17 protein-coding genes are annotated in these 18,605 nt (G+C 70.9%); 8 read left to right on the top strand and 9 right to left on the bottom strand.

What is annotated here, in order from left to right; translation table 11 throughout:
• Window positions 1-154 precede the first annotated feature (154 nt).
• Window positions 155-3,139 (bottom strand): UPF0182 family protein, encoded by a 2,985-nt coding sequence (locus FB453_RS09590; RefSeq protein WP_145789243.1) that lies wholly within the window; start codon window positions 3,137-3,139, stop codon window positions 155-157.
• Window positions 3,140-3,235: 96 nt separating this feature from the next.
• Entirely contained in the window at window positions 3,236-4,249 is a 1,014-nt protein-coding gene (locus tag FB453_RS09585; RefSeq protein WP_181518365.1) for a YlbL family protein, read from the bottom strand.
• Between the two features lie 115 nt (window positions 4,250-4,364).
• Between FB453_RS09585 and FB453_RS09580 the strand changes: the two genes are divergently transcribed.
• Window positions 4,365-5,699, top strand: a complete 1,335-nt coding sequence (locus tag FB453_RS09580; RefSeq protein WP_486480221.1) for a zinc-dependent metalloprotease — start codon at window positions 4,365-4,367, stop codon at window positions 5,697-5,699.
• An 82-nt stretch (window positions 5,700-5,781) separates the two neighbouring features.
• On the opposite strand, the gene FB453_RS09575 is transcribed toward FB453_RS09580, so the two are convergent.
• Together FB453_RS09575 and FB453_RS09570 are read right to left on the bottom strand one after the other, a co-directional pair.
• A complete protein-coding gene (locus FB453_RS09575) occupies window positions 5,782-6,390 on the bottom strand; it encodes a hypothetical protein (RefSeq protein WP_112583691.1) in 609 nt (202 codons plus the stop codon).
• A gap of 184 nt (window positions 6,391-6,574) precedes the next feature.
• Window positions 6,575-7,108 (bottom strand): M48 metallopeptidase family protein, encoded by a 534-nt coding sequence (locus FB453_RS09570; protein WP_145789240.1) that lies wholly within the window; start codon window positions 7,106-7,108, stop codon window positions 6,575-6,577.
• 513 nt (window positions 7,109-7,621) lie between these two features.
• On the opposite strand from FB453_RS09570, the gene FB453_RS09565 reads away from it, so the two are divergent.
• The 3 genes from FB453_RS09565 (at window position 7,622) to FB453_RS09555 (ending at window position 10,470) form a co-directional block, all read left to right on the top strand.
• On the top strand, window positions 7,622-7,792 hold the full coding sequence (locus FB453_RS09565; protein WP_167457767.1) for a DUF5679 domain-containing protein: 171 nt from the start codon (window positions 7,622-7,624) through the stop codon (window positions 7,790-7,792).
• A 222-nt stretch (window positions 7,793-8,014) separates the two neighbouring features.
• On the top strand, window positions 8,015-9,127 hold the full coding sequence (locus tag FB453_RS09560; RefSeq protein WP_145789238.1) for a TOMM precursor leader peptide-binding protein: 1,113 nt from the start codon (window positions 8,015-8,017) through the stop codon (window positions 9,125-9,127).
• Window positions 9,124-10,470: an ABC1 kinase family protein gene (locus FB453_RS09555; protein WP_112583692.1), complete on the top strand. Its 1,347-nt coding sequence runs from the start codon at window positions 9,124-9,126 to the stop codon at window positions 10,468-10,470. Before FB453_RS09560 ends, FB453_RS09555 begins: the two co-directional genes overlap by 4 nt.
• A 315-nt stretch (window positions 10,471-10,785) precedes the next feature.
• On the opposite strand, the gene FB453_RS09545 is transcribed toward FB453_RS09555, so the two are convergent.
• From FB453_RS09545 to FB453_RS09535, 3 genes are all read right to left on the bottom strand, one after another.
• The gene (locus tag FB453_RS09545) at window positions 10,786-11,151 is read right to left on the bottom strand and encodes a WhiB family transcriptional regulator (RefSeq protein WP_030490434.1); all 366 of its coding nucleotides are present in this window, start codon (window positions 11,149-11,151) and stop codon (window positions 10,786-10,788) included.
• A gap of 130 nt (window positions 11,152-11,281) precedes the next feature.
• A complete protein-coding gene (locus tag FB453_RS09540) occupies window positions 11,282-11,497 on the bottom strand; it encodes a hypothetical protein (protein WP_181518366.1) in 216 nt (71 codons plus the stop codon).
• Window positions 11,498-11,652: 155 nt separating this feature from the next.
• A complete protein-coding gene (locus FB453_RS09535; protein ID WP_145789236.1) occupies window positions 11,653-13,818 on the bottom strand; it encodes an ATP-dependent DNA helicase UvrD2 in 2,166 nt (721 codons plus the stop codon).
• 92 nt (window positions 13,819-13,910) lie between these two features.
• On the opposite strand from FB453_RS09535, the gene FB453_RS09530 reads away from it, so the two are divergent.
• The gene (locus FB453_RS09530) at window positions 13,911-14,153 is read left to right on the top strand and encodes a mycoredoxin (RefSeq protein WP_030337579.1); all 243 of its coding nucleotides are present in this window, start codon (window positions 13,911-13,913) and stop codon (window positions 14,151-14,153) included.
• Here FB453_RS09530 and FB453_RS09525 read toward each other — a convergent pair.
• Window positions 14,143-15,516 (bottom strand): MFS transporter, encoded by a 1,374-nt coding sequence (locus FB453_RS09525; protein ID WP_145789233.1) that lies wholly within the window; start codon window positions 15,514-15,516, stop codon window positions 14,143-14,145. The two genes, FB453_RS09530 and FB453_RS09525, sit on opposite strands and share 11 nt — an antisense overlap.
• Window positions 15,517-15,730: 214 nt before the next feature.
• Here FB453_RS09525 and FB453_RS09520 point away from each other — a divergent pair, with 214 nt between their 5' ends.
• From FB453_RS09520 to FB453_RS09510, 3 genes are all read left to right on the top strand, one after another.
• The gene (locus FB453_RS09520; protein WP_145789231.1) at window positions 15,731-16,711 is read left to right on the top strand and encodes a Scr1 family TA system antitoxin-like transcriptional regulator; all 981 of its coding nucleotides are present in this window, start codon (window positions 15,731-15,733) and stop codon (window positions 16,709-16,711) included.
• A 74-nt stretch (window positions 16,712-16,785) separates the two neighbouring features.
• Window positions 16,786-17,025: a DUF397 domain-containing protein gene (locus tag FB453_RS09515; RefSeq protein ID WP_112583698.1), complete on the top strand. Its 240-nt coding sequence runs from the start codon at window positions 16,786-16,788 to the stop codon at window positions 17,023-17,025.
• Between the two features lie 213 nt (window positions 17,026-17,238).
• Window positions 17,239-17,514: a hypothetical protein gene (locus FB453_RS09510; protein WP_091406149.1), complete on the top strand. Its 276-nt coding sequence runs from the start codon at window positions 17,239-17,241 to the stop codon at window positions 17,512-17,514.
• A gap of 127 nt (window positions 17,515-17,641) precedes the next feature.
• On the opposite strand, the gene nudC is transcribed toward FB453_RS09510, so the two are convergent.
• Complete coding sequence (nudC, locus tag FB453_RS09505; RefSeq protein WP_112641774.1) at window positions 17,642-18,601, bottom strand: NAD(+) diphosphatase; 960 nt, start codon at window positions 18,599-18,601, stop codon at window positions 17,642-17,644.
• Window positions 18,602-18,605 lie beyond the last annotated feature (4 nt).

Raw genomic sequence — 18,605 nt, 5'->3', positions numbered from 1 at the left:
GACGGCGGACCGGCGTCGCAGGTTGCGGTGGTGGAGGGTGCTGTCGGCGACGTGACAGATGCGCACAGATCAGGACATGGCCGAGCCCCCGCCGTTCGGACCTGATGTGGTCCGAGCGACGGGGGCTCGGGGAGGAACTGCGCGCGGTGGCGGGTCAGCCGCCGGCACTCGGGCTGGCACCCGGCGCACCAGCGGCCTGCTGCGCCTGCTGGAACGCGGTGAGCGCCTCGTCGAGGGCCTTCAGCGCCCGCCCGTACCGCTCGAAGTCGCCGGACGTCTGCGCGGCCCGGACCTCGGTGATCGCGGTCTGCACCCGGTCCGCGGCGGCGGCCAGGTCACCGGTCGGCGGTGGGGTGCCGGGGCTCGGGGTCGCCGTCGGTGCTGGCGTCGCCGTGCCCGAAGGCGTCGGCGTGGGCGTCGTCGGGTTACCCCCGGTCGTCGGCGGCGGCGACGTGCCCTGCCCGGCCTTCTTACCCTGCTCGACCAACTGCTTGATGCCGTCGTTGATGTTGTCGGCGAGCGCCACGAAGGAGCCACCGTCACCGTACGAGAGCAGCACCTTCTGCAACAGCGGGTACGCGTCCTGCTGGTTGCTCTTCACGTAGACCGGCTCGACGTAGAGCATCCCGTCGGCGAAGGGCAACGAGAGCAGGTTGCCGTACTGCACCTGCGCCTGGTTGCTGGAGAGCAGGTTGAGCTGCTGACGGATGTTCGCGTTGTTGGTCATCTGCTGGTGCACCTGCACCGGGCCGGAGATCCGGGTCTGATCCGGCAACTCCAGCACCTCCAGGCGGGGCTTCCCCTCGACGTACGACCCGGAGATCAGCGCGGCGAGGTTCTGCCGGCCGTTCGGGGTGACCGCCGAGGTGAGCTGGAACCGCGGGCTCTCCTGCCCCGGGAACTGGGTGAACAGGTAGTACGGAGGCTGCTTCTGGCCGCTGTCCGGGGCGTCCGGCACGTTGGGCACCTGCCAGAAGTCCTGTGCGGAGTAGAAGTCACCCGGGTTGGTCACGTGGAACTTGGTGAGCAGGTTGCGCTGCACCTTGAACATGTCCGCCGGGTAACGCAGGTGCTCGGTCAGCTCGACCGGGATCTCCGCCTTCGGCAGCACCAGGTCACCACCGAACGCCTTGTTCCACGCCTTGAGCACCGGGTCGGTGTCGTCGTACTCGTAGAGCTTCACAGTGCCGTCGTACGCGTCGACGGTGGCCTTCACCGAGTTGCGCATGTAGTTGACGTCCTCCCGGGCCAGCTGGAAGGTGCCCCGGTTCGTCAACTCGTCGGTGGTCTCGGTCTGCAGGTTGACCTTCTCCGCGTACGGGTAGGAGGCCGCCGTGGTGTAGCCGTCCACGATCCACTGCACCCGACCGTCGACCACCGCCGGGTACGGGTCGCCGTCCAGGGTGAGGAACGGCGCGACCTTCTCCACCCGGTCGCGCGGGTTACGCACGTACAGCAGCTTGGAGTCCTTGTTGACCGCCTCGGAGAGCAGGAAGTTCGACTCCTGCTCCTTGATGGCGTACAGGAGTCGCCGGGTGAAGGAGCCGATCTCGACGCCGCCCTCACCGGTGTAGGTGTAGGACTCGCCGCCACCGTCGCCGACCGGACGGTCGAACTCGGCCTTCCTGTTCGGGTCGGCCTGGCCGACGATGGCGTAGTCATCGGCCGCCATCCGCTCGCCGTAGTAGATGCGCGGCTGCTTGGCCGTGATCTGCTCGGTCTGCGAGGAGCACGCCTCCTGGGCCTTCTCGCCGAGGAAGCCGGAGACGAAGAACGGCTGCCCGCCACAGACCACCTGGTTGGCCGGCGCGGCCACCAGCCCGTACCCGTGGGTGTAGACGGTGTGCCTGTTGATCCAGGTGTTCTGCTGGTCGGTCAGCTCGCCGTAGTTGATCTCCCGGACGCCGACCACGTAGTCGGAGACCTTGCCGTTCACCCCGTACCTGTCGATGTCCAGCTTCGGGCCGAAGTCGTAGAAGCCACGCACCTGCTGGAGCTGGGTGTACGTCTCGCTGACCAACTGCGGGTCGAGCAGTCGCACGTTCGACACCACCGAGGTGTCGGTGGCCAGGTTCGCCGGTGGGGTGAGGTTGTTCGCCGCGTACGGGGTCGTCTCGGTGGCCCCCAACCCGAACGCCGCACGCGTCGCGTCGATGCTCCGCTGGATGTACGGCGCTTCCTTGTCCTTGGCGCTCGGCTTGACCTCGAAGGTCTGCACCGCCCAGGGGTAGATGCCGCCGATGGCCACCGCGGACACGCCGAGCAGTGCCAGCGAGATCCCCGGCCAGACCAGGTTCCGCATCCAGGCGTTGGAGAACACGAGGATCGCTATCGCCACCACGATCGAGATGTAGGCGAGGATCTCCTTCGCCGGCAGCAACGCGTTGACGTCGGCGTAGCCGGCGCCGTACAACTTGGCGCCCTCGTTGTACTCCAGCAGCATGGCCCGCCGGTCCAACACGTACGCGATCGCCTTCAACAGCACGAAGACCGCGACCAGGGTGCTCAGGTGGGCGCGGGCCGCGTTGCTCATCCGGTCGCCGACGCCCTGCAGGCGGACCCCGCCGAAGAGGTAGTGCACCGCCAGCGCGCCGATCACGGCCAGCACCACAGCGGTGAAGGCGACCCCGAGCAGGTAACGCCAGAACGGCAGTTGGAAGACGTAGAAGCCGATGTCGACCCCGAACTCCGGGTCCTTGATGCCGAAGTCACCGCCGTTGCGGAAGAGCAGCCACTGGTTCCACCGGTTCTGCGCGGAGAGACCGGCGAAGAGCCCGACCACCGCGGCGGTCAGCGAGATCCAGGTGCCGAGACGCGGGCTGAGCACCATCCGGTAGCGCTCCAGGGTCGCCTGCTCCACCGAGTGCGGACGCAGTCGCGGGCGCAACCGGTAGGCCAGCCACAGGTTGCCACCGACGATCAGCGCCATGCCGAGGCCGATGGCGAGGAAGAGCACCAGCCGGGTGAGCAGGACGCCGGTGAAGACCTCGGTGTAGCGGACCTCGTCGAACCAGAGCCAGTCGGTCCACGCCTGGACACCCCAGCCAAGCAGGGTGAAGAGCACGAACACCCCGACCAGGACCGCGATGGTGACGCGCCCGCGCCGGCTCATCCTCGGGAGGGGGCTGCTGCTTCGCATGACCACTGTTGGCTCCGCACGCTCGATATGATCGGCTCCGACCAGGCACCCAGAGTACGGGGTGTTCCTGAGCGTGTCGGGGCACGGTCACACCGGTCAGCAACGCGTCGGCTGACCACCCGCGCGCAACGTCTCCAGGGCGGTCATCGCCTCGTCCAACGAGCCCACCCGCAACAGCGGCAGATCGGGCTGCGGATTGCGGACCGCCTCGGCGCAGTTGTCCGCCGGCACCAGGAAGACCTTCGCCCCGGCGCGCTTGGCGCCGACCAGCTTCTGGGCGATCCCGCCGATCGGGCCGACGGCGCCCTCGTCGTCGATGGTGCCGGTGCCGGCAATGATCTGGCCGCCGGTGAGGTCGGCCGGGGTCAACTTGTCCACGATCCCCAGGGCGAACATCAGACCGGCGCTCGGCCCACCGATGTCCCCCAGGTCGATGCCGAGCGTGAACGGGTGCGGCTGCTGCTGATCGATTTCGACACCGATCCGCGGTCGGCCGTCCTGCTCCTGACTGGTCACGGTCGCGGTGGCCGGCACGCCGTCACGGGTGTAGCCGATGGTCAACGCCGTGCCCGCCGGCTTGGCCCGGACCAGCTCGGTGACCTTCGCGGCCACCGGCACCGGCTGGCCGTCCACCGAAGTGATCACATCGCCGGCCTTCAGCGCCCCGGCCGCCGGGCCGTCCCCGGCCACCGTCTTGATCACCACCTGCACCGGAAAGCCCAGCTCCCGCAGCGCGGCGGTCTCCGCGCTGGTCTGCGACGCCTTGAAGTCCTCGGCGTTGCGCTGCTCGACCTGCTCCGTCGACTCCCCCGGCGGGTAGACCAGCTCACGCGGCACCACCGCCTCGTCGTCGGAGAACCAGCCCGCGATCGCCCCCCGCAACCGCACCGTGGGCTGCACCCCCACCGTGGTCAGCCGCAACTGGCCGGCCGAGGTCGAGGTCTCCCGACCGGAGACCTGGATGACCTCCTTACCGTCGGTCGTACCGAGGGTGTTGACCGTCGGCCCTGGGCCCAGCACCACGTACGGAATCGGCACCCGGAGCACCCCGATGCTCAGCAGGGCGGTGAACAGGGCACCGAGCAGGACCGTCAGGCCACGACGTCTCATGCCGCAGAGCGTACCGACCGGCTGCGGGTCACCCGCCGGATGCGCCGCGCGACTTCGCCCTCAGCGCAACGCCAGCGGCGGCTACCTGGGGCGCGGTCCGCGTACCGTAGATGTCGTGCCTGATATTCCGTTCGGTTTCGCGCTCCCGGGTGGGCAACCACCAGACCCCAACGATCCCGCGCAGATGCAGCAGTTCATGTCGCAGTTGCAGCACCTGCTCTCCGCGCCGGGCAGCGGGCCGGTCAACTGGGACCTGGCCCGGCAGGTAGCAGCCAGCCAGCTCGCGGCCGCCGGTGACCCGGCGGTGTCGATGTACGAGCGCAACGCGGTCGAGGAGGCGCTGCGCCTCGCCGACCTGTGGTTGGAGCCCGCCTCGGCGTGGCCCTCCGGCATCCAGAACCCCGTTGCGTGGAACCGCAACGAGTGGATCTTCAAGACGCTGGACGTGTGGCGCAAGCTGTGCGACCCCGTCGCCAGCCGGATGGTCGGTGCGATGGGCGACCTGGTGCCACCGGAGGCGCGCGCCCAGCTCGGCCCGATGCAGTCGATGGTGGCCTCCCTCGGCGGCGCGCTCTTCGGTGGCCAGCTGGGCCAGGCTCTCGGTTCGCTCGCCGCGGAGGTGCTCTCCGCCGGCGACATCGGGCTGCCGCTCGGCCCGGCCGGCACGGCCGCGCTGATCCCGGCCAACATCCGGGCGTACGGCGAGGGCCTGGAACTTCCCGAGGACGAGGTCCGCCTCTACGTGGCGCTGCGCGAGGCCGCCCACCAGCGGCTGTTCCAGCACGTCCCGTGGCTGCGTGGGCATGTGCTCAGCGCGGTCGAGATGTACGCCTCGGGCATCCGGGTCAACCGGGAGGCGATCGAGGAGGCGATGGGTCGGGTCGACCCGACCGACCCCGAGTCGATGCAGGCGATCGCCCTGGAGGGCATCTTCACCCCGGAGGACACCCCGGCGCAGAAGGCCTCACTGGCGCGCCTGGAGACCGCACTCGCCCTGGTCGAGGGCTGGGTGTGCCACGTCGTCGACAGCGCCGCCAGCGACCGGCTGCCCAACGTCGTCCGGCTGGGCGAGGCGTTCCGCCGTCGCCGGGCCGCCGGCGGTCCCGCCGAGCAGACCTTCGCCGCGCTGGTCGGTCTGGAACTGCGCCCCCGCCGACTTCGCGAGGCCGCGGCGCTCTGGGCCGCGCTCACCCAGCACCGTGGCATCGAGGGCCGCGACGCCGTCTGGGGCCACCCGGACCTGCTCCCGTCGGACGACGACTTCGCCGACCCGGTCGCCTTCGCGATGAACGACATGGACCTCAGCGAGCTGGACAGCTTCGACTTCACCGCCCCCGGCGGGGTGGAGGAGAAGGCCCCCGGCCAGTTGCATCAGCCCGGTCCGTCGGGTCAGTCGGGGCAGCCCGGTCCGTCCGACGAGACCGACGGCGAGGGCGACACCAAGTCCTGACGCCCGCACGACGACGGCCTGCGCCGCGGGTGCCCGCAGATCGGCAGCGGGCACCCGAGGCGCGTTCGGCGGTGCCGACGGTTCAGATGGGTCGGCCCGACCCGGAGAGCAGGGCGCGGGTCGCTTCCCAGCCCTCGAAGGCCGGGTCCAGCGTGGCCAGGTCAGCCGGACCGCGCAGTCGTCGCCAACCCGTGGTGACCGCCACGTCACCCGGGCGCGGGGCGTTGGCACGCGCCTCAGCCGGCGTCGCCGTGTCCAGCTCCAGCGTCGGCAGCCAGTCCGGCGCGGGCAGTCGTACCGCGACCCCGAGCAGACCCGGGCCGCCGCCCTCGACCGGGGCCACCGCGACCGGCCGGCTGGTGAGTGGGCGGAGCAGCTTGCCGACGGTCAGGGCGGGCAGGTCAGGCACGTCACTGACCAGCACGGCCGCTTGGTCGTACCCCTCCAGCGCGGCGAACACGGCGTTCGGCGTCGGCTCGGCCACCTCGTACACCGCCGTACCGGGCCACACCAGCGCATCGGCCAGGGCCCGGTCGGCCGGGGTCACCGCGACAGCGACCTCCACCTCGTTGAGCGTGGCGAACAGATCGATGACGTCTTCCGCGAGCGCCGCTCGCCACTGCGCCAGGTCGACGCCGGGCGGCGACCAGTGCACCGGCCCGAGCAACGCCACCACCACCCGTCGCGCCATCCCCCGACCCTAGCGCCCCCACCCCACACAGCCACCCCACCCGGCCCGCCCCCGGAGCGCCCTGGCGCGGCTCGACGGCATGACCAACCCGGCTTCAATGAAGTCGGGGTGTCCCAGCAGCGCGGATAGCGTTTCTCAGGAAGGCGAGTGGATCTAGGTCGATCACGCGCGTCGGGGGTCTGGATCAGGTGGGAAGCGGTGCGCAGGAGGAGGCGGCGGCGACCCCTTCGAGGTAGCCGCGGGCGCGTTCCGCCTTGGGATAGCGACCGACCAACGCCCAGAACCGGGCGTTGTGGCTGGGCACGATGAGGTGCGCCAACTCGTGCAGCAACACGTAGTCGATCACCCATTCGGGCATCTCCTGGACGCGGTGCGAGATTCGGATGCTGCGGTCCGCCGGTGTGCAGGAGCCCCACCGGCCGTTCTGGTTGGTGACCCACCGGACGCTGGCCGGCACCGCCTTCGTGGCGTACCCGGCGAGGTAGAGGTCGATGAGCCGATTGGCGCGGGCCAGCAGTTCGTCGTCGGAGCGGGCGAGGCGCCCCTCCCGGGCGGCGAGCCGGGCCAGCATCCGGTCGACCCACTCGCTCTCCTCGGCACGGGAGAACTGGTCGGGGATGAGGACGACCACTCGCTCACCGTCACGGTACGCGGACACCGTGCGTCGTCGGCGCTGACTGCGCCGCACCTCGACGACCGGCTTGCGCGCACCCGCCATCACTGGCCCGCGCAGCCTCGACTACGTGTCACGAGGGAAAGCTAATGCCCACTGACCAGGGGTCCGCAAGAGTCAACCGCACGACACGCGCCCAGAAAATGGTGATTGGTCGCCAGCCGTCCCGAAAATTTGTTGACCGCAGCGCCATCGCGCCATCTCGTCACCCTTGGTGAACGCCGATGGCGCCGGTGCGCGGCACGTCTCCACCGTAGGTGATCACCGCCCCGGATGCCGCCGCGGGGGCACTCGCACGGGTGGCTGTCAGGGTTTGGTCGGCGTGTCCCCGCCAAACTGACTTATCCGACCTATTTCGCCATGCACACTCTCGACGTCGACTTGCTCACAGTGTCGATGCACAGCTGACATGGAACTGCCCAGACCTGGGTAGGGTCCGCGAACCAGCGGTCACGAAGGTGGCCGCGGAGTGAGACCCAGCGCCGGCGCCCCGTGTGGCCCGCCGCCGGGCACCCCGCCGGAACGGCATTGACCGGCGGACGAGACGAGGAGGGCACCGTGGCCGACCAGGCCCAGACGACCTACAACGGTTACTGCGTGAAGTGCAAGGAGAAGCGGGACTTCGAGGGGCACGTCGAGGTCTCGAAGACCGGGATGAACATGGCCAAGGGCAAGTGTCCGGTATGCGGTACAACAGTGAACCGCATCCTGGGCAAGGCCAAGGTCTGACCCGAACGGGTGAACGGGGGTGGGGTGGCCGGGTGGCCGCCCCACCCCCGTTGCCGAATCGGGAGTGCGTGCCACCGCTGCCGTAGCGCTGTCGGGTGACCGACAACAGGCGCGAAGGGCTGTGGAAAACCCGTCAAACCCTGTGGATAGCGCTGGACAGCGGCCTGACCGCCTGTGGACAACGATCGACCGAACGCGAGGTTGCGATCACGATTCGTGACCATGAGCCGCACCGTACTGCCCCGCCCCACCCTGCTACCCGGCCTCAACCGGCTCTGGCGGGACCGGCACACCCTTCAACTCGGCGTCGGCCCTGGGCCGGCCGCCCTACTGGAGCTGGCCAACCCCCGCGCCGCCCACCTGCTCGATCTGCTCGACGGCACCCGCAGCGAGCGCACCGTGCTGGCCCAGGCGGCGTCCGCCCAGGTCAGCGTCGACGACGCGCTTACCCTGCTCGACACCCTGCGGGACGCCGGCCTGTTGGTGCCCGCGCACAGCCTGCTCCCCCGCGACCTGACCGGCCCGGTCCGCGCCCGGCTCGCGGCGGAGGCCGGCGCGCTGGCCCTGGCCGCCGCCCGACTGCCCGGCACCCCCGCGCAGGTTCTACGTAGGCGGCGGGCGGCCCGCGTCCTGCTCACCGGTGCCGGGGCGCTCGGCGGGCCGCTGACGGTGGCGTTGGCCCAGTCCGGCGTAGGGCAGGTGATTCCCCAGCTCACCGGCCCGGTACGCCCCGTCGACCTGATCGGCACGGGCATCCCCGCCGCCGAGCTGGGTCGGCCGCTGGCACCGGCGGTGCGGGCTGCGGTCAACCGCGTCGCACCGGGCACCGGCACCCGGCCGAGCCGCGCCGGACGGATCGACCTGGTGATCCAGCTCGGCACGGACCGGCCTCCGGCGCTGCTCGCCGCCGGTCTCGCCCAGCGCCGGCAGCCGCACCTGCTGGTCACCCTGCGCGAAGGCGTACCGGTGATCGGGCCGTTGGTCCGCCCACCCGCCGGGCCCTGCCTGCACTGCGTCGAGCTGCACCGGGCCGATCGCGACCCGGACTGGCCACGGCTCGCCGCTCAACTCGCCGCCGCCGACCCGGTGGCCGCCGGAACGACCGGCGCGCTGCTCGTCGCCTGCGGGTACGCGGTGGCCGAGGCGCTGGCGCAGCTGGACGGCGGCCAGCCGGAGACGCTGGGTGGTGCCATGGAGATCACCGGTGCCGGTCGTTTCCGTCGTCGGGGTTGGCCGCCACACCCGGCGTGTGGGTGCTCGCGAGGCCGAGTGTCCGCACCAGCCCAGCCGCAGAGCAGCAGCGGGGCCCTCCGGTCGGTAACAATGACCGTGTGACCGACATCCCGCGCCGCGCCGTGTCCCGCACCGCCAAGCTCGCCGCCCTGCCGCTCGGCTTCGCCGGCCGGACCGTTCTCGGGATGGGAAAGCGCGTCACCGGGCTCGCCTCCGACGTGATCTCCGCGGAGATTCAGCAGCGTACCGCCGAGCAGCTGTTCAGCGTGTTGGGCCAGCTCAAGGGCGGGGCGATGAAGTTCGGCCAGGCGCTGTCGGTCTTCGAGGCGGCATTGCCGGAGGAGATCGCCGCCCCCTACCGGCAGGCGCTGACGAAGCTGCAGGAGGCGGCGCCACCGCTGCCGGCCGCCAGCGTGCACAAGGTGCTGGCCGAGCAGCTCGGCCCCGACTGGCGGGACCTGTTCGTCGAGTTCAACGACGTCCCGGCCGCCGCCGCCAGCATCGGCCAGGTGCACCGGGCGCGCTGGCGCGAGCCCGGGTACGACGAATCGGGTGCACCGCACAGCCGCGACGTCGCGGTCAAGATCCAGTATCCGGGGGCTGGCGACGCCCTGCTCGCCGACCTCAAGCAGCTGTCCCGCCTGGGTGGGATGTTCCGGGCCATCCAGCCCGGCCTGGACGTCAAGCCACTCCTGGCCGAGCTGCGCGAACGGATCACCGAGGAGTTGGACTACGAGTTGGAGGCCGAGTCGCAGCGCACCTTCGCCGCCGCGTACGCCGACGACCCGGAGATCTTCATCCCGGAAGTGGTCAACGCCTCGCCCCGGGTGCTGGTCACCGAATGGGTGACGGGCACCCCGCTGGCCGACATCATCCGCGAGGGCACCGAGGAGGAGCGGGACGAGGCGGGTCGGTTGATGGCCACCCTGCACCTCTCCGCGCCGCAGCGGGCTGGGCTGCTGCACGCCGACCCGCACCCGGGAAATTTCAGGCTGCTGCCCGACGGTCGGCTCGGGGTGATCGACTTCGGTGCGGTGGCCCGGATGCCGGAGGGCACCCCCGAGCCGATCGGCCGTATCGCCGCGACGGCCCTGCGCGGCGATGCCAACGAGGTGGTGGCGGGGCTGCGGTCGGAGGGGTTCATCGGCTCGACCGAGGAGATCGACGCCGAGGGGGTGCTCGATTTCATCCGCCCCATGTTGGAGCCAATCGCGGCGGACGGTTTCCGGTTCACCCGGGCCTGGCTACGGGCCGAGGCGGGTCGACTGGCCAGTCCCCGCTCCCCCACGTACCAGCTGAGCAAGCGGCTCAATCTGCCCCCCTCGTACCTGCTGATCCACCGGGTGACACTCGGGTCGATCGGGGTGCTCTGCCAGTTGGAGGCGAAGGCGCCGTACCGGAGCATCCTGGAGCGCTGGCTGCCCGGCTTCGCCCCGGTCGCCTGACCGTCGAGGCCCGGGCGCCTGACGACATGGGGAAGGGCGGGTGCCGACCGGCACCCGCCCTTCTGCGTGGGGTGGTACTAGAGAACGCCCAGGTCGCGAGCCGCCTGGTTGCGGCTGGTCATGGCGACGGTACGGGCGGATCGGGTTGCCTCAGTGCTCGTGGTGGTACGACCGGCCTGAGGCCGGCGCATTCGAGCCCGGGTCAACGCTTCGTGGAGTAGTTGCATCTCGAAGGCTCCACTCGGAACGTTCAACATCGTTTTCTCACTCACTGCCGGTGTGCCACCGGCGTAGTTGGAACGGGTCGGGAACATGTCAGGCTGCCAGCCGGACCGCGCCACGCACCTCGGACAGCCCACTGGCCGCCAGGCGCGCCTCGGCCTCGACCCGAAGCTCGGCGTCACGGGCGACGTCCTCCTTACGCGGACGGCCACGGGGCCGCTTACGCGGGACAACCGCGCCACGCTCGAAGATCTCGCCGCCCCAGACGCCCCACGGCTCCGCTCGCTCAACGGCTCCGGCCAGGCACTCGACACGCAGCGGGCAGTCCCCGCAGAGTGACTTGGCCAGCTCGAGCTCGGTGGGCGAGTCGGAGAACCACAGGTCGGGGTCGAACTTCCGGCAGGGCAGGTTCGCCTCCATCTCGACGCTCATGTCGAGGGGGGCCAACGCCAGACTCATCTCCCGGTCACCTCTCTCTCACTTCGATCTCGTGGATCGCATTCCGACGTACTTACGGCGGGCAAAAAACTGAGGCCGCGGATCCCGGTAAGCGGGTTCCGCGGCCTCGAGGTGAGCCGGAGTCTGATGGTCAGACCGGTTTACCTCGAGGTGGAACGCCGCGGACATCCATGCGCTTCTTGGCGACCTGGATGCCATTGCCCGTGAAGCCACTGGTCCCCTCGACTCCAGCGGGCGCGACGGTCAGGATCAGCTCGGCCTGAACCTGGTGCACCTGTGGAACCGACGGTCGTGCAGCCGCAAGGGCCACCCGGACAGCCGACAGCGGAGCGCAGACAGACGGCATCGCCGCCAGACGCTCATAGGTGAAGATCTTCACGGGAACCACCTCCCTCACGTTCCTCGAATCGACTGGACCGCACCCCGTGAGCAGCCGGAATGGCGCCGCTCGCGTGGTGTGTCCTGAGGCTATTCCTCGCGCCGGGGCGAGGGCAAACGAATTTACGACGAGATTTCGAAAGTTTTCTCCGGGCAGACATCGTCCACCCCGGCACCGGCCACGAGGGCCAGCACCGACTCCCCGTAGAGGCCCAGCTTGCGCGGGCCGATACCGGCGATGGCGATCAACTCCTCCGACCGGCCCGGACGTCGCTCGGCCAACGCGACAAGCGTCGCGTCGGTGAAGACCACGTACGCCGGGACCTTCTGCGCACCGGCCACCCGCTGCCGCCACTCGCGCAGCCGTTCGTGCAGCTCATCGTCTATGTCGGACGGGCAGGTGGGGCAGCGGCCGAGCTTGCGGTCCGGGCCGGCGAGCAGGGTGGCGCCGCAGATCCGGCAGGAGACGATCTGGGTTCGCCGTCGCTCGGGACGGCGGGCCGGACCAGCGCCGCCGGTCGCCCGTTCGGTGCCGCCGGAGCGGTCCAGTTGGGGCAGGAACCGCGACGGCCGCCGGGCCCGTCCGCCCGGCGAGCGAGCGGTGGCGTACGACAGCCAGAGCCACTCCCGGGCCCGGGTGATCCCGACGTAGAGCAGCCGGCGCTCCTCCTCGACCTGTTCGACGGTCTTGGCGTACGTGGTGGGCAGGGTGCCCTCGGCGAGGCCGACCAGGAAGACCGCGTCCCACTCCAACCCCTTGGCCGAGTGCAGGGACGCCAGCGTCACGCCGTCCACCGTCGGCACGTGCTGCTGGGCGGCCCGGCGCGCCAGCTCCTCGGTGAAGTCGGTGAGGGTGACCGGGCGCTCCACCGAGGCGGCCTCGCCGATCGGCACGACCTCGGGGGTGGCCGCGTACTCCTCGGCGAGTTGGACCAGCGCGGACAGCGCCTCCCATCGCTCGCGGGCCGCGCCGCCGGCCGGGGGCGCGTCCGGAGCCCAGCCGACGGCGGTGAGCGCCTCGACGACGGCGGCCGGCAGCGGTGTCTCCCCCGGGATCGAGCGGGTGGCCGCACGCAGCGCGACCATCGCCTGGCGCACCTCGGTCCGTTCGAAGAACCGCTCCGCGCCCTGCACGACGTACGGCACCGCGGCCTCGGTGAGCGCCTTCTCGTACGCCTCGGACTGCGCGTTGACGCGGAACAGCACGGCGATCTCCTTCGCCGGCGTGCCCGCGTCGATCAGTGACCGGCAGCGCGCGGCCACCGCGTTCGCCTCGGCCGGCTCGTCGGTGAAGATCCGTAGGTCCGGCTCGGGGCCGGGTGGGCGTTGCCCGCTCAGCTCCAGCCGCAGGCGCGCCTCGGTGCCCCGGGCCTGGGAGATCACCGCGTTGGCCAGCCCGACCACCTGCGGGGTGGAGCGGTAGTCGCGGACCAGCCGCACCACTGTGGCATTGCGGTGCCGGCGGGGAAAGTCGACCAGGTACGCGGAGGTCGCCCCGGTGAACGAGTAGATCGTCTGGCTGGCGTCGCCGACCACGGTCAGGTCGTTGCGGCCGGCCAGCCAGGCGTCCAGCAACCGCTGCTGGAGGGGGTTGACGTCCTGGTACTCGTCGACCACGAAGTGCCGGTACTGGGTGCGGATCTGCTCGCCGACGTCCGGGTGCTCCTCGATGCCCCACACCGCGGCCCGCAGCATGTCCTCGAAGTCGATCACGCCGTTGGACCGTTTGAGCTGCTCGTACGCGGTGAACACGTCGGCGACCTTCGTCGGCTCGTGCGGTGTGTCGCGCAGTGCCCGGGCCGCGGCCACCACGTAGTCCGTCGGCTCGATCAGCGACGACTTCGCCCACTCGATCTCGCCGGCCAGGTCGCGGGCGGCGGCCCGGTCGGTACGCAGGCCGACCCGGGCGGCGGCGAGGGTGACCAGTCGTACCTTGCTGTCCAGCAGTTCGGGCATGGCGCGGCCGGCCAGCAGCCGGGGCGCGAAGTACCGCACCTGGCGCAGCGCGGCCGCGTGAAATGTTCGCGCCTGGACACCGTGCGCCCCGAGCAGAGTGAGACGGTGTCGCATCTCGGCCGCGGCACGGGCGGTGAAGGTGACCGCGAGCACGTGCCGGGGGGAGATCTCCCCGGAGAGCGCCCGGTGGGCGATTCGGGAGGTGATCGCCCGGGTCTTGCCGGTGCCGGCGCCGGCCAGGATGCAGACCGGGCCGGCAGGTGCGGTCACGGCGGAGCGTTGCTCCGGGTCCAGCCCGGCGAGCACCTGTTCCGACGCTGAGTGAACCGCCACAACCAGGAATCATCTCAGCTCCTCCCAGCGTTGCAGCGAACAGGCTCGGCTTGATCCGCAAGCCGCGGCCGGAGGAGTTGGAGGATCCGAGGATGCTGACGATGTATTCCACCCCCTGGTGCGGCTACTGCCACCGGCTGAAGTCGCAGCTCGACCGGGAGGGCATCGGGTACGAGGTGGTCGACATCGAGCAGGACCCGAAGGCCGCGGAGTTCGTGATGAGCGTCAACGGCGGCAACCAGACGGTGCCGACGCTGCGCTTCGCCGATGGCAGCGCCCTGACGAATCCCTCGATCACCCAGGTGAAGCAGCACCTGGAGACTCTCAACGCCTGATCTGCCGGTTCATTCTCGACGAGCGGCCGCCCCATCCGGGGCGGCCGCTCGTCGTGTTCCGGAGCGGGTCACGGCGGCGGCGGTCGGCGGGTGACGGAAGCTCGGGTCGGTCGGCGTCCTCGGCCGATCGGCGGGGTGCCGGGAGCGTCGGGCGGGTGGGCGGCGTCGGCGGGCGGGCCCCGGCCGGCGCGCTCAGGTGCCGGCCCCGCCACAGGTAGCTGCCGGCGGCCAGGGTGGCCACCCCGACCAGCGCGAACAGCAGCCGGTAGTCCAGGAACCCGACCAGCAGGGCACCCGCCCCGATGGAGACCGCCTGCGGCCCGCTGACCACCGCCTGGGTGGCCGCGGCGACCCGGCCGACCAGCGAAGGCGGCGTGCGGCGCTGGATCAGCGTGTGCAGACCCACCATCGTCAGCGGGAGCGAGACTCCGGCCAGCAGCACCGCCGCGAACCCGAGCCGCAGATCGGGGAACGCGAGCGCGAGCGCGGCCGGAGAGAAGAAGGCGACCCCGGCGGCCAGGGTGCCGACCTCGCCGAGCCGGCGGACCAGCGTCGGCGAGCAGAGTCCACCGAGCAACCCACCGACGCCCTGCACGGTGACCAGCACCCCCACGAACGCGGCATCCCGGTTCAGCCCCTGGTCGACGTAGGCGAAGATGAGCGACTCGCTGAAGCCCATCACCAGTGACCCGAGCCCGTAGCCGAGCAGGGCCCGTCGCAGGGCCGGCTCGCCGGCCAGGTGCCGCAGACCGGCACCCAGTTCGGCCGGCCACCGCAGCCGTACGGCCGGTGGCAGCTGTTGCGGGGTGGGCAGCGCGGTGACCACCGCCGCCGCGGTCAGAAATCCGACCATGCCGATTCCGGCCAGCGCCCACCCGCCGAGCGCCGCGTAGAGCGCCGCGCCCACCAGCGGGCCGACCAGTCGGATCCCCTGGCGTACGGTCTGCAGCACGCCGTTCGCGTCGGCCAGCAGCTCGACCGGCACCATCTCGCGGATGAGCCCACTGAGCGCCGCGCCGAGCGTGATGGACGAGAGTCCGTACAGGGCGGCCACCAGATAGACGACCCAGACGTCGCCCGCGTCGCGGACCGTGAACAACGGGGCGAGCAGGGCCGCGGTCAGCACGTTCGCGGCCACGAAGAACGGTCGGCGCGGGTAGCGGTCGACGACCCAGCCGACCAGCGGCGCCAGCGTCATCGGCGCGATGACCGCGAAGATCGTGGCACCGGCCAACCCGTTCGAGCCGGTCAGATCCTTGACCCAGATGGCGAGTGCGAGCAGCAGGATCGACTCGGCGGTCATGCTGGCCAGCAGGCCGCCGAAGAGCAGGCGGAAGTCGGGTCGGCGCAGGATCGTGCGCATGGGTCCCTCCGGCGGGATGGCTGCCCAGGTGGGCGAGGTCGACGGGCCGCGACCGCGGGGTCCGTCGTCATCCGGCATTCCCGTGGTGCGATTTTCGCAAGACACGCCCTCGCCGGAACCTCCGACACCGGTCGCGCCGTCCATACTGACCGTGGGGGGCGAATTTCATACAGTTACCGTCGCGTCTGCGGCGGTCGACGGGAAAGAGGACACTGTGCCTCCTGCCGCACCCAGCCCGATCCTGCGTCGTCGCCGGTTGGGCATCGAGCTGCGCCGCCTACGTGAGGCCGCGGGCCTCACCGGCGATCAGGTTATCGAGCGTATCGGTTGGGCCTCCGCGTCCAAACTGTCCCGCTTGGAGAACGGCCGCAGTCGACCGGACCCGCAGGACGTCGGCGACCTGCTCGACCTCTACGGCGCCGACCAGGCGCTGCACGACGAGCTGCTGGGCATCACCAACGAGGCCGGCGACATGCGCGGCTGGTTGAAGAATTTCCCGGTGATGACGCAGCAACAGCGCGGCTGGGCCGAGTTGGAGGCGGGCTGCGCGGAGATCTCCGAGTACAACCCGGTGCTGGTGCCGGGCCTGTTGCAGACCCCCGGGTACGCCCAGCTCCGGATCGTGTCGGCCCGGCAGGTGAACGCGGGCGCGGGCGAGCCGGAGCCCGGCGACGAGCCGGAGACCGAGGTGCAGGCGCGGCTGGCCCGCCAGTCGCTGCTGACCCGCGAGCCGCACGCTCCCCGCTACACCGCCGTGTTGGAGGAGCCGGCTCTCGGCCGCCGGGCCGGGCCGCCGGAGGTGCTGCACGAACAGTTGCTCCAGCTCTGCGAGTTGGCGCTGCTGCCAAACGTGGCCCTGCACGTGCTGCCCCGGGACACCCAGATCGGGGATTGGTACCTTCCGCCGACCGCCTTCTCGGTCTATCGGTTCGCCGATCCCCTCGATCCGGAGACATTGGCCATCGAAGGTGGCTTCACCGACGTCATGTCGACCGAGTCAATCACGCTAAATCGCTATAAAGTGGTGTTCGAGTGGCTATGCAAGGCGGCACTTGACGCCTCGGACACCCTCTCCTGGCTGATCGAGGCGACGGGACGGCTGACCGAGGCGACGCCCCCATCCACAGTGGCGTTCGGGCCGGCAACGGCGCCGACCCAACGCCGCCGGGAATCAGGGCGACTGACGGAGCGGTGATCCACGGGGGACCCTCCGTCGGGACGTGCGGCACCACTCGTCCCATCGGATCGCTGCACATCAGGAGCAGAACCATGAACGAAATCCGCAACACGCCGTCCGTCTCCGCCCACTCGTTGGCGGACGCCCCGTGGCGTACCAGCACACGCAGCCAGACCTCCAACTGTGTGGAGGTCGCCCCGCTGGCCACCGGCCCGTCGGCGGTCGCCCTGCGCGACAGCAAGGACCGGGGCGGCCCGGTGCTGCTGTTCAACCGCGCGGGATGGCTCGGCTTCATCACCGGGGCAAAGAAGGGCCAGTTCGATCTGAACTGATTCGGTGACCGGCACGGGGCCGTCGGCGCACTGCCGGCGGCCCCGTCGCTTTGCGACCCGGCGACCCTGCTGAGCAGCCATCCGCCGATCGGACGAGGCTCGAAACCGATAGGCGCGTTTCAGTTGCTGGGACGAACACGGGGCGTAACATGGCCCTCGGATACGTGGAACTTCCACACTGGCTCATCCGTCGCGGTTCATCCGGAGACCCTCATGCGGTTCCTGATCGTTCGCACCGACATCCGCGCCGTCGCTGACGGGGACATCGCCGCCGCGTGGGCGGACGGCCACCGACTTCGCGACGAGACGACCACGCCCGAGCCGCGCCGGCAGATCGTGCACGCCGAGGACCGGGACGCCGCGCTGCTGCTGGCCCGTGCCCTGGCCACCGTCGGCGCGGTCCGCGCCGGCAAGCAACGGGTCAAGGTCCTCCCGCTGATCGAGTCGCGGCCCGCCTTCCGACACAGACCGGGCCGCACCGGCACCTGATTCCACAGGTCGTCCGTCGTGGTCGGACCGGCTCCCCCGCCGCGTTACTCGCACCCGCCGACCACGACGGCCCGTGTTCCCGGCCCGTGACCGCCGCGGCAACGGCGGCCACGGGTCGGGACCGTGCTCAGCGGTCGGCGTCCACCCAGCCGTCCAGCCAGCGGTGAATGAGGAACAGCGCGATCGACGACGGAGGCGGCAGGATCAGCCGGGCACCGTCGCCCACGTCCACCGTCTGCCCGGCCAACGCCGCCCCGATCTCACGGCGGGAGAACCACCGGGCGTACGCGATCTCGGACGGGTCGACCCGCACCGGCTCGGCCGGGTTCGCGGTGGCCAGGAAGCCCAGCATCAGCGAGCCGGGGAACGGCCAGGCCTGGCTGCCCACGTACCCGATGCGCTCGACCCCGATGCCCACCTCCTCGCGGACCTCGCGCAGCACGGCCGCCTCCGCCGACTCCCCCGGTTCCACATAGCCGGCCAGGCAGGAGTAGCGGCGACCACCCGGGGTGCCCTGCCAGCCGGCGTTGTTGCCGAGTAGGCAGCGACCGTCCGGGCCGTCCACGCCGTCGTGCACGAGCACGATCATCGCCGGGTCGGTACGGGGCCAGATCCGCCCACCATTGCGGTCCACCCGCGACCAACCCGCCTCGTCCATCGCGGTCGGCGCGCCGGTGCTCGTCGAATAACCGTGTCGGGTGTGCCAGTTGACCAGCGCCAACGCTGTGGTGAAGATGCCGGCCTCCCGGTCGGCGAGCAGATGACCCACCTCCCGGAGGTGGACCGCCCGGGTCCCCGGGATCGCCGGAAGAGGCGCGTCGACAGCGAAGACCGGCACCCCGTCCGGCTCGACACCCAGGAACATCGCCATCGACTCTGACCCGGCGGGTACGTCAGCCGCCCCGAACAGCACCAACGTCGGAGGCGATGTCTCGGTGCGGGCCAGTGTCCGACCCTCGTCGGTCGAGTCGAGCAGCAACACCCGGGCGCGCAGCCACGCCTCGGTCAACCACTGCGAGTCACCCCGCCGGTGCGCGGCCCGATCCAGCGTGGATCGCGCCAACGGCGGCGCCGCCTCCCCGCTCACGCCG

The organism is Micromonospora sp. CNZ322 (assembly GCF_007827755.1).
This window is presented reverse-complemented; position numbering and strand designations above follow the sequence as displayed.